We start from the raw sequence: 13,795 nt of genomic DNA on the forward strand, positions 1-13,795 counted from the left end.
CCTCGTCGGAAATTTGTTCATTCCGATATGCCGGGCAGACATACACTTGTGGGTACTGGGGCGGAGTTTTCGTGCTCCGTCTCACGAGGTGGAGACGAATCAAGCACTGCGCACCTAGTCCATAAAATCAGTAGTCGAAATCATCCCCGATAACATTATTTTTAACACTGCTTCTGTGGTTGCGGTGAACTCTGCAAGTTGAAACAACACTACGAGGTTCTCCGCCAAGGTGATGGATCGTTGAATGGTCTCAGGATCGGCATCGGGGGCGATCACGGGCATCATATCCAGGACAATATCCCTGACTTCTTGGATTGGGGGTAAATTCAGTGTAAACATACAATTCCTACAAAGGAAATTCGATTGGCGGCGTCGGCTGTCATTCGCGATCACGTGTTTCACTCGTGCAAAATCCCTGGTGCATGAGATTTGCAGTTTTGCCATAAGACATTTTGTGATTATTGATCTATTAATGTCTCATTGCAACATTTTATGTCCTGTTGGCATCGCAGGCAGCAATCCACTATCTATGTCTCATAGGGACTTGACGTGTTGGGCGATGATGGATACGAATCATGAAATGGAATTAGGGCGGTCCATAGGTAAAGCCCTAGCTTCCTATCGGAAGAAGACTGGGCTGACTCAGGACCAAGTTGCCGAACGGCTTGGATTAGAAAGAGAAACAATTTCCAGGTTTGAGCGTGGAGCAGTGATTCCACCTATTCCTCGGTTATATGAGCTGGCCGAGATATATGGCTGTACAGCTGGAGAGTTGTTGACGCAGGGATCGGCTAGAACCCTGGATCAAGTTGAAGATATTGCAAAAATGCTGGCGGGCATGAAGGAAAATGACCGAAAACTGGCAATGATCATTTTGCGTGAGCTATCGGCACATTTGAAATGAATGGCGCAAGCTATTACCCAGCCTTTTAAACAAGGCTATATCTTCCGAATTAAGACCTGTAATTTCGGGCACAAATACCCACTAACATCACGTTCCGTCAGAATGACGCAGGCGCTACGTAATCACGTGGTGAGCATTTGTCGATGACACCTTGGGTGTCTCCTCAACGAGAATTGGCGCGTACGGACATTGGATGCGTGATCAGATTTTTTACTACGTCCTCCGGTTGAGAGATCATCGCATCGACCATTGCCAGCACGCACATTTGGTCGCGGCGGCTGAGATGGCGACATTTAATCAGTAAGTCTTTTTCGGGCTGCGTCAACGCGGATGCAGCTTGTTCCCCCGTCAGGATGTACTGCACATCGACGCCGATAGCGGCCAGTGCCCGCAAATAGGCAGCGTCCGGTGAGCGCACGTTCTGTTCATACAGCGTAAGGGCGCGTCGTTTCAATCCACCTACTGCCGAAAACTCATCCTGATTCATCCCCAGTCGAGCCCGTTCCTCTTTGAGGATTTCACCAATTGATCTCATTTGAACTCATTTTGTCTAATGTAAGGTGCCGTTATTATGCCTTCAATTTCATAAAATGTGTGGTAGCTAACGATTTATTAGGTGTCATAAGGTATCAGTTGTAGTCTTTTGTGGTCACTTGTAGTCGTTTGTAATCTCTATCTTTTTAACACGATCTCAAATAAGAGCTATATAATTATGCAACTTAACAACCACACCGATTTCCCTCTATGAAAATTTGTACTTCCCGTCGTTCCCCTGAAGACTGTTTGCAAGCGCCGATTAGTATGCGTCTGAGCGCCAAGGAGCTCGCCACGATAGAGGAACTGGCTGACGCGATAGGGCGGTCACGGGCTTCATTTATCCGTCGTTTGATTGCACGTGGTATCGAGGCCTATGAGCTTGATCCACGACACACTGTCCTTGATTCCTTGTACATCAGGGATATGGAAAAACAAAAGGCCGAAGCTGCTGCAGCGATCTCCGCTGCCATGCTGGCCGATAATGGCAACGAATAGGGATTGGTAGCGCCGGCAATCGAAACTGCAGTGATTTCTGCCGACGACAACGCCAACGACGTGCAACTCCTTCCAGGAACGGGCTTTCACTCTGAATAAAAGAACCTCTCCACGACAGTTGCCGTACTGCGTTTTCAGTTAAACAAAGAATACTTAATGAGAAATATTGGCTTGCGTTGTCCCCACTGCTCGATCTTGCCCCGCGCCGTTAAAAGCCGTCCGATGTCGGCCCTGATGAAGGAAATCACGTATATGTGCCAAAACCCGGAATGTGGTTTCTGCTTTGTCGCCAGACTGGAGATTGCCCGGACCCTGTCCTTGTCGTCCATTCCGAAACCTGGTGTCGACGTGCCGCTGTCGCAACACATCAACTGGCCGGCCATTCAGCAATTGTCCTGAGTCCCGGTAGGTCGATGATCAACGCCATCTTGGCGCTGCCCTAATCACGACCTAAACAATCCCATTTATTAACATGCCCTTGTCACGCCTGTCAGCAGGCGTGCTGGCTTCGCACATTCTGAATAAAACACATCACGTCCATGCAGCACTATTTTATCCACGCCATTTTTTATATCTTATTTCGTCGTTCCTGCCATTGCGCGATGCGCCAGAGCAGACTTGCAGTGTCTCTGTCTCTCTGCAAGGCAACAGCAGCACGGTCAATCCGTGATGACGTCATGTTCACGCCGTCGCTGGCGGTCGTTGGTGCGAATTGATCGTCATGAATCCATCCTTACATACCGATATTTTGAATCGCCTGTCCGAATTCCATTTCAAGCACGAAAAAAAGGGCTATCTACGCGCCGGCACATGTCCTCAGTGCCAAAAGAAGGAACTGTATGCGAACGCCGACAATCCGTGGGTGGTGCGTTGCGGCCGCTTGAACAATTGCGGCTACGAAGGTCATGTCAAAGAGCTGTATCCCGACCTGTTCGACGACTGGAGCAAGCGTTACCAGACGCCGGAAGTCACTAACCCGCAGGCGGCCGCCGACGCTTACATGCAGCATGGCCGCGGCTTCGAGCTGGCGAGAGTGCAGGGCTTGTATCGGCAAGAGAGCTATTTCGACAAGGATCTCAATATCGGCAGCGCTACGGTGCGTTTTGCGGTCGCGGACGGCTATTGGGAGAGATTGATCGACAAGCCGCAGCGTTTCGGCAAGAAGAAGGCGCGGTTTAGCTTTGGGTCGGCTTACCAGGGGAGGTTCTGGTCGCATCCGGCGCACAGCCTGCAGGCGGTCGAGGAGATCTGGATCGTGGAAGGCATTTTCGATGCCATCGCCCTGGAACACCATGGCATAGCCGCCGTATCGATCATGAGTTGCAATAACTACCCACTGCAGTCGCTGCAGGATCTGCGCGATGCGCGGGGCAATCAGGACTGCCGCCTGGTGTGGGCACTGGACGGCGATCACGCCGGCCGCAGCTATACGGCCAAACATATCGAACGCGCTCGGGCGGCCGGCTGGGAGTGTGGCGCCGCGCAGATCCCGCAGAACGGCAAAGCCAAACTGGACTGGAACGATCTGCACCAGCGCGACAAGCTGACCGATGCCGATATCGAGAATTACCGCTATCACGGCGCCATTCTTGTCGCCGGTAGCGCCAGCGACAAGGCGCTGCTGATCTATGGCAAGGAGGGCAAGACTGAATTCGATTTCGAGTTCCGTAACCGCTTGTACTGGTTCACGCTCGATCTGGTCGCCTATAACAAGGAAATGGACCAGCTCGACAGCGACGGCTCGACTTCCATCCTGTCGGAAGCCGGCAAGCGTGAGAAGGCACTGTATGCCTCCCAGACGATACGCCCGATAGCCAATTGCAACCCGGTGGCCCTGTATTACCAGAAAAACGAGATGACGGACGAAGCCTGGTACTACTTCCGTGTCGATTTCCCGCATGATGGCGCGTCGATTAAGAACACCTTCACCAGTTCGCAGATCTCCAGCTCGGCGGAATTCAAGAAGCGCTTGCTCGGGATTGCGCCTGGTGCGATGTTCAGCGGCACCAGTGCGATGCTGGATCGGATGATGGAGCGTGACCTGTTTCATATCAAGCGGGTAGAAACCATTGACTATATTGGTTATAGCAAGGAATACGGCTGTTATGTGCTGGACAACGTCGCTATCAAGGATGGCACGCTGTATGACGTCAATAAAGAAGATTTTTACGACCTGGGGCGCCTTGCCGTCAAATCGCTGAATCGGTCGGTGTCGCTCCAGATCAACCGCGACCCGGACGGCTATACGACCGAGTGGGTCAACCTGTTGTGGAAAGCCTTTGGCGCCAAGGGCATGGTGGCGCTGACCTTCTGGTTTGGTTCCCTGTTTGCCGAGCAGATCCGCGCCACGCAAAGCTCCTATCCGTTCCTGGAGGTAGTCGGCAAGGCCGGCGCCGGCAAGTCCACGCTGATCGAGTTTCTCTGGAAGCTGTTCGGCCGTGCCGGTTATGAAGGGTTCGATCCGAGCAAATCCAGCCTGGCCGCCCGTGCCCGTAACTTTTCCCAGGTATCCGGCTTGCCGGTGGTGCTGATTGAGTCCGACCGGGAGCGCATGGATGGCGAGAAGAGCCATATTAAATCGTTCGACTGGGATGAACTGAAAACCGCCTACAACGGCCGCTCAACCCGTGCACGGGGCATGAATACCGGCGGCAATGAGACTTACGAGCCACCGTTCCGTGGCGCCATCGTTATTTCGCAGAATAACCCCGTCAACGCGTCCGAGGCGATCCTATCGCGGATTGTCCACCTGTATTTCGACCTGACGACGCAAACGCCAGAATCCGGTGAGGCCGCCGACGCCTTGAAATTCATGCCGGCCGAGAAGGTGTCGGGTTTCATCCTGGCCGCGACCAAGCGCGAGAAGAAGATCATGGAAACCGTGGCCGAGCGCACGGCGGTCTATCTGAAAGAATTGCGCATGCGGCCGGAGATCAAGATGCCGCGCCTGGTGGAAACCCACGCGCAGATGCTGGCGCTAACGGACGCCCTGGGGCTGGTGATCAAGCTGACGCCTGAGCAGCAGAAGGCCATGCGCGAACAGATCATCACCATGGCCGGCGAACGTCAGCAGGTGATCAATGACGACCATTGCCTGGTACAGGAATTCTGGGAGGCCTTCGACTACATGGACAGCAACGACATGCACCGCTTGAACCACTCACGGGATCCGCAGCTGATCGCGGTCAACCTGAATCATTTTGTGCAGATCGCCGCCGAGCGCCGCCAGCAGATCCCGGTGATCGGCGATCTCAAGAAGGTATTGCGCACCAGCCGCCGGCGCAAATTTCTTGATGTGCGCGTGGTTAACAGTCAGATCCGTGCCCGAGACAACGCCCTAGGCAGCAAGTCAATGATGTGCTGGGTATTCCAGAATGACAAACCGATTATCTAATTGAATTTTACTGAGGGAGATATGTATGCAGCAATATGGAAATGCAATGAATATGAATGCAAAGGTGTGTGAATGAGCGACGTAGAATTGATTTCGAAATTGGCCGACGCACTGGCAAAACATTTCAAGCCGAGTATCCCACTAGGGATTGATTTATGGGACATTGCCACGATCGGTCAATATCTGAAACGGGATGCTGCAGTAGTGCGCGAGCGTATCGCCTGCCTGCCGGATTTCCCGAAGGCGATACGCCTACCATCCAGAAAAGGTAGAGCGCATCCCTTGTATAAAGCGTCTGAGGTGATTGGCTGGTCAGAGAGCTATCGAGAGAAACGCTAATCCAGAAGTTCCGCCAGCTTGGCGGCTGTTTCATTGTAATAAATCTGCAGCATGCGTAGATCACGATGCCCGACCATTCTGGCAAGTTCCAGGACATTGAGTTTTTTTGCCAGCCGAGTGATGGCTTCATGTCGGGTATCGTGAAAAGTCATCCCTTCAACTAAGCTTTTTCCTCTCGCCTTGCGAAACAGAGCATCGAGCGACGCCGACGTAAGCCCAAACAATGGCTCCCCTTCTCGTGGTGTCGGTAAGAACGACAGCAATTCAATTGCCCTAGTCGATAAGGGTACATCACGCTTAGTGCCATTTTTTGTCATTGGCAAAACCGCGACCCGGCCAGAGATATTCCCAAGTTGCAATGCGCATATCTCACCGGCCCGCATCGCGGTCTCTATGGCAAACAGAAAAGCGACGGCAACCGCTTGATTTTTTGAGCGAACAGGTTCGTCATCAAATCCCAAAGCTAGACACAAACGGTCAATTTCATCAGCGGAAATGCGTCGATCGCGTGGTGCGGGATTCTTTGGCCGGCGTACACCCTTAGTTGGGCTGTCTCCCATCCATCCCCACTCTTGTTGCGCAGTAGTGAATACATGGGACAGCAAATTCAAATCACGATTGACTGTTGATCCGGTTACTGTTCTTAATCTCGAATCACGCCATTGACCCAGGAAATCTGACGTCAATTCATTAAGTTTGACGTCACCGAAAACAATTTTCCCAACGACCGTTTTGGTCATTCCGGATAGGCGCAAGGCCTCCCAGCGAAAACCACGCTTAGTACGTGAAACCTCTTTTTCGTATCGCTCAAATGCCTCGCGACAGGTTTTCCCAGCGACCATTCCGGTTGCCGCCTCTGTGCGAATCTCAGTTTCGCGCATGGCGGCCCATGCTTGAGCTTGCGCCTTGGTCGGATACGTTCCCGATTCACGTTTGCCTTTGATTGCAATTTGAACCCGCCAGCCACCAGCGCACTTTACGATTGATGCCATATATCCTATTCCCCAAAAAACGGTGCCAATTACATCACAAAATTGGGGAATCGTTGGGTAAATTCTGGGGAATTGATATCGGTAATTAGTGGTTTTTGGTGGCTTTTTGTAGATTAAGGTTGGAATGAAAAAACGCCGAAGAACCATGTATTTACTTGGTTTGCGGCGTTTTATAGCGATTTCTTGAAATGTCTCGTGGTGCCGGAGAGAGGAGTCGAACCCCCGACCTCTTCATTACGAATGAATTGCTCTACCAACTGAGCTACACCGGCACTACTTTTGCAAAAAACCATGCAAGAGTACGAATATATTCTAGCAGCAATCAAGCGCTAAATTAAAGCAATTCAATGCCCAGGCAGGGCGGCATCGGCATTCCGTTCGGGCCGGCAACGGTAAATCTCGCGATAAGCCGCCAGGCGCGGCTGTAGTGCTGCGTGGCGCTGCGCATTCGGCGTAAATGCTTCGCGCAGCGGCGGTTTGGCGCAGATGACGGCTTCCTTGCCAGGCTGGTCGTTGGCAGCCAGCCAGGCCAGGCGGGCTGCGCCCAGCGCGCCGCCGGTTTCGCTGCCGACGTGGGTCACCATGCGCACATTCAGCGCATCGGCGATCAGTTGCGCCCAGTAAGGGCTGCGCGAACCGCCGCCTACCAGCGACAGCTCCGTGACCTCGGTGCCGGCGGTGTGCAAGGCGGCGAGGCCGTCCGCCATGCCGAAGGTGACGCCTTCGATCACGGCATAACCGAGCGCGGCGCGGCCGTGGGCGTGAGACAGGCCGTGGAATACGCCTTGCGCATAGGGATCGTTGTGGGGAGTGCGTTCACCCGACAGGTAGGGCAGGAACAGCGGCGCGTTTTCCAGCGCAGCCGTATCCAGTTCGGCGATTTCCGCCAGTAATGTGGCTTCGTCGACACTGACCAGCCGGCAGAACCAGCGCAGGCAGCTGGCGGCGGACAGCATCACGCTCATCTGGTGCCAGCGGCCGGGCAGGGCGTGGCAGAAGGCGTGCACGGCCTGGGCCGGGTTCGGACGGAAACGGTCGTTGACGACGAACAGCACGCCCGAGGTGCCGAGCGAGACAAAACCGTCGCCGGGATTCACCGCGCCGATGCCTACCGCGCTGGCGGCGCCGTCGCCGCCGCCGCCGGCCACGATGACCTCCGGCGACAAGCCCCAGGCGTCCGCTACTTCAGGCAACAGCGTACCGGACGATTCTCCGCCTTCGACCAAGCGCGGCATGTGTGAACGGCGCATGCCGGTTGCTGCCAGCAGTTCGTCCGACCAGTCGCGTTTGGCGACATCGAGCCACAAGGTGCCTGCTGCATCGGATGGTTCGGATACCTTGTTGCCGGTCATCTTCAGGCGCAGCCAGTCCTTCGGCAGCAGCACCATCTGCATGGCGGCGAATATCTCCGGTTCGTGGCGCGCCAGCCATAGCAGCTTGGGGGCGGTGAAACCGGGCATGGCCAGGTTGCCGGCGATCTGGTGCAGTTGCGGCGCGCGTTCGGTCAGTTCGACGCATTCGCTGATGCTGCGCAAATCGTTCCACAGGATCGCCGGACGCAAGACGCGGTCTTGCGCGCCGAGCACGACGGCGCCGTGCATCTGGCCCGACAGGCCGATGGCGCGCACGGCGCGAAATTCTGCCGGCGCCTTTGCGCGCAGCTTGGCGATGGCTTCGTCGGTGGCTTGCCACCATTGCCCGGGATCCTGTTCCGACCAGCGCGGCTGCGGGCGCGACACGGTGAGCGCGCTGCCGGCGTCGGCCAGCAGCTTGCCGGACTGATCCATCAGGACGATCTTGACTTCCGAAGTGCCCAAATCGATGCCGAGATACATATCTCCATCCTATTGTATTTTTATGGGTGATTATTGCAGCAACAGATGCTGCCAGCGCAGCATCCGGTCAGGTCTGCTGGGCAAGCCAGTCCTGGACGTGCACCAGCGCCTCGCGCAGCGGCAACTCCAGCTGCGGGCTGCCAGCTAGTGTGCCCCATAAGGCGGGATCGGCGCAATAGGCGCGCACCGGGTCGGGGCTGCCGAGCATGGCGCGGGTCGCGTTTTCATCGAAGATGCCGTCCTGATAGGCATAGGGCAGTTCGTTTTTCGCCCAGCGTTGCAGGAACAGGAAGAACAGCGCCGGCAGGACCAGGGTGGCGTGCGGCACGACGCCGCGGGCGATGCATTCCTGCAGGGTAGGCACGATGAAGCCGGGAATCTTGGAAAAGCCGTCGGCGGCGACGCGCTGGTTGCTGTCCTGGATATTCGGGTTGCCGAAGCGCTCCAGCACCACATCGCGGTAGTCCGCCAGGTCGAGCGGGCTCGGCGTCAGGCAAGGAATCACGTCTTGCGTGACATAGTCGTACGCCATTTTGCGGATATCCGCCCGGGCGCAGCCTTCATGGATATAGGTCAGCCCAACCAGCGTACCGGCCCAGGCGATGCAGCTATGGGTGGCATTGAGTATGCGGATCTTGGCTTCTTCATAAGGCAGCACCGACTGCACCATTTCGACGCCGACCTTTTCCAGGGCTGGACGGCCGGCGGCGAAGCGGTCTTCGATCACCCACTGGATGAACGACTCTGCCATCAATGCGCAAGGATCGGCCTGGCCGATGGCTTGCGCCACCCGCGTCCTGACTTCCTCGGTGGGGCGCGGCGTGATGCGGTCGACCATCGAGTTGGGGCTGCTGGTGTGGCCTGCCACCCATTGCTGCAGGTCGGTTTCGCCGCGCAATGCGAGGAACTGCAGCAAGCCGTCGTGGAAGCGTTCGCCGTTGTGGCGCAGGTTGTCGCAATTGAGCAGGGTGACTGGGCCGCTGTCGGCCGCGGCGCGTGCGCGCAGGATGGCGGTCAGGGCGCCGTAGACGGTGTTCAGTTCGCCTTGCAGGTCGGCCGCCAGGTCTGGATTGCCGGTGTCCAGCTTGTGGTGATGGTCCAGGTAGTAGCCGGCTTCGGTGACCGTGAATGAAATGATCCTGGTGCTGGCCTTGGCGCCGAACGCGGTCAGCTCCAGCAGCGCCGCGTCCCACGGCACGATAGTCTTGATCGAGCGGATCGTTTCGTAGCTGCGTACGCCGCCCGGCGTCACGGTTTCCAGCGTATAGGCGCCGCCCTGGCGCTCCAGCGCGTCGAGCAGCGGCGTCATGTCGTCGCGGATGTTGGCCAGCGCCAGCGACCAGCTGGTGTCGCCGGTTTCCATCAGGTGATGCAGGTATACCGCCTGATGGGCGCGATGGAAGGAGCCTGCGCCGATGTGCAGCCAGGTATTGCCGGCTGCGTCAGTAGGAGAGGAGGTGGCTTGCATGGTGAGTCCTGGATAAATGATGGCTGACGCCGCTTTGGTAAATAATGTCTTATGCCGTCTGTGCAGCGGCTGGATGGCTCTGTCCGGTTGCCGGGACGGTTGCATCCAGCCGGCGCAAGGCGCGGCCGCCCTGGTCGAACAGGTGGCAACGCTGCGGATCGGCCGACACGCCGATTTCGCTGCCGCGCTGCATGTCCACCGTATCGGCTACGCGCAGCACCAGCGGTTCTTCGGATGCGGTCGAATCGGCGTACAGGTAGGAGAAATCGCCCAGCGCTTCCAGCACCGTGAACTTTGCCTTCAGCATCGGATTGTGCGAGTCGAGCATCAAGTGTTCGGCACGCACGCCGATGCTGACCGGGGCGCCGATCTGCAGGCTGCTGCCGTCGACCGCAACCGACTGGCGGCCGCCGCTGGCCAGTTCGACCAGCACGCCGTGATTGGCGATGGCCGCTACCTTGCCGTCGATGAAGTTCATCTTTGGCGAGCCGATGAAACCCGCCACAAAACGATTCGCCGGGTGATGGTAAAGCTGTTGCGGCGAGCCGACCTGTTCCACCCGGCCGGCAGACAGCACCACAATCTTGTCGGCCAGCGTCATGGCTTCGATCTGGTCATGGGTGACGTAGATCATGGTGGTCTTGAGCTGGTCGTGCAGCCGTGAAAATTCCAGGCGCATCTTGACCCGCAAGGCCGAATCCAGGTTCGACAAAGGCTCGTCGAACAGGAACACGCTGGGTTCGCGCGTGATGGCGCGGCCGATGGCCACCCGCTGGCGCTGGCCGCCCGACAAGGCTTTCGGCTTGCGGTCCAGCAGATGGTCGATATGCAGGGTCTTGGCGGCGCGCTGGACCGCGGTATCGATCTCGGCTTTCGATTTGCCCGCGATCTTGAGGCCGAACGCCATGTTGTCGTACAGCGTCATGTGCGGATACAGCGCATAGGACTGGAACACCATGGCGATGCCGCGCTTGGCCGGCGGCACATCGTTCATGCGGGTGTCGCCGATGAACAGGTCGCCGCTGCTGATGTCTTCCAGGCCGGCGATCATGCGCAGCAGCGTGGATTTGCCGCAGCCGCTGGGGCCGACGAAGACGACGAATTCGCCATCTTCGATGTCGAGGTTGATGTCGCGCATGACTTCATTGTCGTCGTAGCTCTTGACGAGGTTCTTGATCGTTACGCCTGCCATGATGGTCTCCTTCTGTTTTGTTCTTGGAGCGCCGCCGCGGATGGCGGCGATCCAGTGAAAATGCGTGGCATCAAGCCGTCTGTTTGCCGAGCAGTTCGGCCAGTTGCTGCATGTTGTCGAATATCCGTTCGGCGCCGGCTGCCAGCAGCCGGGCGCCGGCCTGCTGGCGGTCGTGCGCGACGCCGGTGAAGCCGATGACGCGGATGCCGGCGGCAACCGCCGAGTGGACGCCGGTGATGCTGTCGTCAATCGCGATGCATTGCCGGGGTGCCACGCCAAAGCCGGCGGCAGCGGCGAGGTAGACGTCCGGCGCCGGTTTCGGGCTGCCCAGTTGGTGGCCGCTGTGGATGTGGCCGTCGAACAGCTCCAGCAGATCGCAGCGGCGCAAGCCGGCATGGATGCGGTCCAGGCTGCTGTTGCTGGCGACCGCCTTCGGCAAGGCAATCGCCGCCAGCGCTTCCCTGACGCCGGGAACCGGATTGACTTCTTCGCTGCAGGCGCGGCCGACTGCGAGATTGATCGCATCGTAGTCCGCGGCGCCCAGTCCCAGTTTGAATTCGCTGTCGACTTCATCCAGCAGCAGGTTGGTCATCATCCCCAGCCGCTCGGCGATTGCGCTGTGCAGCGCCGGGCCGGCCTGCAGCATGGAGGGCGGCAAATACGGCGTCAGCTCGCGATGCAGGACGGTGAGGGCGATGCTCTCGCTATCGAGCAAAACGCCGTCGCAGTCGCAGATAAGGTGGCTGATATGGCTATCCATTGTCTTGCTCATTTCACCGCGCCGAAAGTAAGGCCGCGCACCAGCTGCTTTTGCGCCAGCCAGCCGAGCACCATGATAGGCGCGATCGCCAGCAGCGAAGCGGCCGACAGCTTGGCCCAGAACAGTCCTTCCGGATTCGAGTAGGAAGCAATGAAAACGGTCAGCGGCGCGCCGTTGACGCTGGTCAGGTTGATGCTCCAGAACGCTTCGTTCCACGACAGGATGATCAGCAGCAAGGCAGTCGAGACCAGGCCCGGCATGGAGGTCGGCAGCAGCAGGTAGACCATTTCCTGCCAGGCGTTGGCGCCGTCGATGCGCGCCGCTTCCAGGATTTCCTTGGGCACGTCGTTAAAGTAGGTGAACGCCATCCAGACCGCGATCGGCAGGTTGATCAGGGTGTAGATGATGGTCAGGCCGGTCACCGTATCGAGCAGGCCGGTATTCTTGGCCAGCAGGTAGATCGGGATCAGCACGCCTACCGCCGGCATCATCTTGGTCGACAGCATCCACAGCAGCAGTTTCTGGGTGCGCGCGGTGGGGAAGAACGCCATCGAATACGCTGCCGGCACCGCGATCAGCAGCGACAGGATGGTGGAGCCGAGCGAGACGATCAGCGAATTGCCGACGAAGTTCATGTAATTGCTGCGCGCCATCACCTCATGGAAACTTTCCAGCGTCGGCCAGAAGATCAGGGTCGGCACGTAAGCCTGGTGTTCGGTCTTGAAGGCGGTGATGGCAACCCAGAAGATAGGGAAGAACAGCACGATGGCACAGGCCCACGCCACCAGCCCCAGCCACAGGCGGTTTTTGTTTTTAGCGCTCATTTTTCGTTCGCTCCTTTCAGGTTCTTGGCCATCATCCGCACCAGGAAGAACGACACAATATTGGCCAGGACCACGGCGATGATGCCGCCGGCCGAGGCGATGCCGATATCGAACTGCTGCAGGCCGATCGAATACACCAGGTAAGCCAGGTTGGTGGTCGCGGTGCCCGGACCGCCGGCGGTGGTGGTGAAGATTTCGGCGAAAATCGACAGCAGGAAAATGGTTTCGATCATGATCACTACCGTGATCGCGCGCTTGAGATGGGGCAGCACTACATACCAGAACACCCGGATCGGTCCGGCGCCGTCCAGCTGCGCCGCTTCTTTCTGTTCCAGGTCGAGCGACTGCAATGCCGTCAGCAGGATCAGGAAGGCGAACGGGATCCATTGCCAGGCGACGATCATGATCACCGACAGCATCGGATATTCGGCCAGCCAGTCGATCGGCTCCAGGCCGGCCAGGCGCATGGCCCAGGCCAGCAGGCCGTAGACCGGATGCAGGATCATGTTTTTCCAGATCAGGGCGGCCACGGTAGGCATCACGAAGAACGGGCCGATCACCAGCAGGCGGGCGATGCCGCGGCCGAAGAACGGCTGGTCGAACAGCACCGCCAGCAACGTGCCGGTGACCACGCTGATGACCAGCACCGAGCCGATCAGCAGCAGCGTATTGAGGATCGACGGCCAGAATGCCGGATCGTTGAACAGGAAGGCATAGTTGTCCAGCCCGACAAAACCGGTGACGTCCGGCATCATCAGGTTGTAGCGGATGACCGAGAAGTACAGCGTCATCGCCAGCGGCACGATCATCCACAGCAGCAGCAGGAATACCGAGGGCGTTTGCAGCAGCCGCACCGGCTTGAATTTGCTGGCGTTTGGCCGTACCGGCAGGGCCGCGTTGGCGACCTGGGCGGAAGGAGTCGACATGATTTACCTCTTACGTTTTTGCGCTGCGGATGTTGGACCTTGCAAGGGCACGGCCCGGCAGCGGCAAGGGAGAGCAGGCGGACATAGCGTCCGCCTGCGGGCCTGCTGTTTTTATTGGCTGCGTGTCAT

At 57.6% G+C, this 13,795-nt stretch carries 13 protein-coding genes, 1 tRNA gene and 1 pseudogene; 5 read left to right on the top strand and 10 right to left on the bottom strand.

The features are described from left to right. Positions 1 to 114: 114 nt before the first annotated feature. Positions 115 to 339, bottom strand: coding sequence for a hypothetical protein (locus AC07RZ_RS03020; protein ID WP_494666842.1), 225 nt, complete (start codon positions 337 to 339; stop codon positions 115 to 117). 220 nt (positions 340 to 559) lie between these two features. On the opposite strand from AC07RZ_RS03020, the gene AC07RZ_RS03025 reads away from it, so the two are divergent. After that, entirely contained in the window at positions 560 to 904 is a 345-nt protein-coding gene (locus AC07RZ_RS03025; protein ID WP_494666843.1) for a helix-turn-helix domain-containing protein, read from the top strand. Between the two features lie 163 nt (positions 905 to 1,067). On the opposite strand, the gene AC07RZ_RS03030 is transcribed toward AC07RZ_RS03025, so the two are convergent. Then, positions 1,068 to 1,439: a helix-turn-helix domain-containing protein gene (locus tag AC07RZ_RS03030; RefSeq protein WP_494666844.1), complete on the bottom strand. Its 372-nt coding sequence runs from the start codon at positions 1,437 to 1,439 to the stop codon at positions 1,068 to 1,070. 266 nt (positions 1,440 to 1,705) lie between these two features. On the opposite strand from AC07RZ_RS03030, the gene AC07RZ_RS03035 reads away from it, so the two are divergent. The 4 genes from AC07RZ_RS03035 to AC07RZ_RS03050 all read left to right on the top strand — a co-directional run bounded on the left by AC07RZ_RS03035 (position 1,706) and on the right by AC07RZ_RS03050 (position 5,669). Continuing rightward, complete coding sequence (locus AC07RZ_RS03035) at positions 1,706 to 1,936, top strand: ribbon-helix-helix protein, CopG family (RefSeq protein WP_494666845.1); 231 nt, start codon at positions 1,706 to 1,708, stop codon at positions 1,934 to 1,936. A 156-nt stretch (positions 1,937 to 2,092) separates the two neighbouring features. Continuing rightward, the gene (locus AC07RZ_RS03040) at positions 2,093 to 2,335 is read left to right on the top strand and encodes an Ogr/Delta-like zinc finger protein (RefSeq protein ID WP_494666846.1); all 243 of its coding nucleotides are present in this window, start codon (positions 2,093 to 2,095) and stop codon (positions 2,333 to 2,335) included. Between the two features lie 322 nt (positions 2,336 to 2,657). Beyond that, positions 2,658 to 5,330 (top strand): toprim domain-containing protein, encoded by a 2,673-nt coding sequence (locus AC07RZ_RS03045; RefSeq protein WP_494666847.1) that lies wholly within the window; start codon positions 2,658 to 2,660, stop codon positions 5,328 to 5,330. A 72-nt stretch (positions 5,331 to 5,402) separates the two neighbouring features. Next, positions 5,403 to 5,669, top strand: coding sequence for a hypothetical protein (locus tag AC07RZ_RS03050; protein ID WP_494666848.1), 267 nt, complete (start codon positions 5,403 to 5,405; stop codon positions 5,667 to 5,669). Here AC07RZ_RS03050 and AC07RZ_RS03055 read toward each other — a convergent pair. The 8 genes and pseudogenes from AC07RZ_RS03055 to AC07RZ_RS03090 all read right to left on the bottom strand — a co-directional run bounded on the left by AC07RZ_RS03055 (position 5,666) and on the right by AC07RZ_RS03090 (position 13,666). Continuing rightward, complete coding sequence (locus AC07RZ_RS03055) at positions 5,666 to 6,661, bottom strand: tyrosine-type recombinase/integrase (RefSeq protein ID WP_494666849.1); 996 nt, start codon at positions 6,659 to 6,661, stop codon at positions 5,666 to 5,668. The two genes, AC07RZ_RS03050 and AC07RZ_RS03055, sit on opposite strands and share 4 nt — an antisense overlap. 196 nt (positions 6,662 to 6,857) lie before the next feature. Continuing rightward, positions 6,858 to 6,933, bottom strand: a tRNA-Thr gene (locus tag AC07RZ_RS03060). A 72-nt stretch (positions 6,934 to 7,005) separates the two neighbouring features. After that, positions 7,006 to 8,496, bottom strand: coding sequence for a xylulokinase (gene xylB / locus AC07RZ_RS03065; RefSeq protein WP_494666850.1), 1,491 nt, complete (start codon positions 8,494 to 8,496; stop codon positions 7,006 to 7,008). 67 nt (positions 8,497 to 8,563) lie between these two features. Continuing rightward, on the bottom strand, positions 8,564 to 9,964 hold the full coding sequence (dalD, locus tag AC07RZ_RS03070; RefSeq protein ID WP_494666851.1) for a D-arabinitol 4-dehydrogenase: 1,401 nt from the start codon (positions 9,962 to 9,964) through the stop codon (positions 8,564 to 8,566). Between the two features lie 49 nt (positions 9,965 to 10,013). Then, entirely contained in the window at positions 10,014 to 11,156 is a 1,143-nt protein-coding gene (gene ugpC / locus AC07RZ_RS03075) for a sn-glycerol-3-phosphate ABC transporter ATP-binding protein UgpC (protein ID WP_494666852.1), read from the bottom strand. A 70-nt stretch (positions 11,157 to 11,226) separates the two neighbouring features. After that, positions 11,227 to 11,928 carry an HAD-IA family hydrolase gene (locus tag AC07RZ_RS03080; RefSeq protein WP_494666853.1) on the bottom strand — a complete coding sequence of 234 codons (702 nt, stop codon included), beginning with the start codon at positions 11,926 to 11,928 and terminating at the stop codon, positions 11,227 to 11,229. Continuing rightward, positions 11,925 to 12,707 (bottom strand): annotated as a pseudogene (locus tag AC07RZ_RS03085) (carbohydrate ABC transporter permease); the annotation flags it as partial. The pseudogene AC07RZ_RS03085 and the gene AC07RZ_RS03080, both read right to left, overlap by 4 nt. A 29-nt stretch (positions 12,708 to 12,736) precedes the next feature. Beyond that, entirely contained in the window at positions 12,737 to 13,666 is a 930-nt protein-coding gene (locus AC07RZ_RS03090; protein ID WP_494666854.1) for a carbohydrate ABC transporter permease, read from the bottom strand. Positions 13,667 to 13,795 lie beyond the last annotated feature (129 nt).

It is taken from the genome of Collimonas sp. GW821-FHT07E08, from assembly GCF_059418905.1.

Bases quoted from the DNA above. Each gene is read 5' to 3' on its own strand.
- dalD (WP_494666851.1), bottom strand. From the start codon at position 9,964: ATGCAAGCCACCTCCTCTCCTACTGACGCAGCCGGCAATACCTGGCTG.
- AC07RZ_RS03025 (WP_494666843.1), top strand. From the start codon at position 560: ATGATGGATACGAATCATGAAATGGAATTAGGGCGGTCCATAGGTAAA.
- ugpC (WP_494666852.1), bottom strand. From the start codon at position 11,156: ATGGCAGGCGTAACGATCAAGAACCTCGTCAAGAGCTACGACGACAAT.
- AC07RZ_RS03050 (WP_494666848.1), top strand. From the start codon at position 5,403: ATGAGCGACGTAGAATTGATTTCGAAATTGGCCGACGCACTGGCAAAA.
- AC07RZ_RS03040 (WP_494666846.1), top strand. From the start codon at position 2,093: ATGAGAAATATTGGCTTGCGTTGTCCCCACTGCTCGATCTTGCCCCGC.
- AC07RZ_RS03035 (WP_494666845.1), top strand. From the start codon at position 1,706: ATGCGTCTGAGCGCCAAGGAGCTCGCCACGATAGAGGAACTGGCTGAC.
- AC07RZ_RS03030 (WP_494666844.1), bottom strand. From the start codon at position 1,439: ATGAGATCAATTGGTGAAATCCTCAAAGAGGAACGGGCTCGACTGGGG.
- AC07RZ_RS03080 (WP_494666853.1), bottom strand. From the start codon at position 11,928: ATGAGCAAGACAATGGATAGCCATATCAGCCACCTTATCTGCGACTGC.
- AC07RZ_RS03090 (WP_494666854.1), bottom strand. From the start codon at position 13,666: ATGTCGACTCCTTCCGCCCAGGTCGCCAACGCGGCCCTGCCGGTACGG.
- AC07RZ_RS03020 (WP_494666842.1), bottom strand. From the start codon at position 339: ATGTTTACACTGAATTTACCCCCAATCCAAGAAGTCAGGGATATTGTC.
- AC07RZ_RS03055 (WP_494666849.1), bottom strand. From the start codon at position 6,661: ATGGCATCAATCGTAAAGTGCGCTGGTGGCTGGCGGGTTCAAATTGCA.
- xylB (WP_494666850.1), bottom strand. From the start codon at position 8,496: ATGTATCTCGGCATCGATTTGGGCACTTCGGAAGTCAAGATCGTCCTG.
- AC07RZ_RS03045 (WP_494666847.1), top strand. From the start codon at position 2,658: ATGAATCCATCCTTACATACCGATATTTTGAATCGCCTGTCCGAATTC.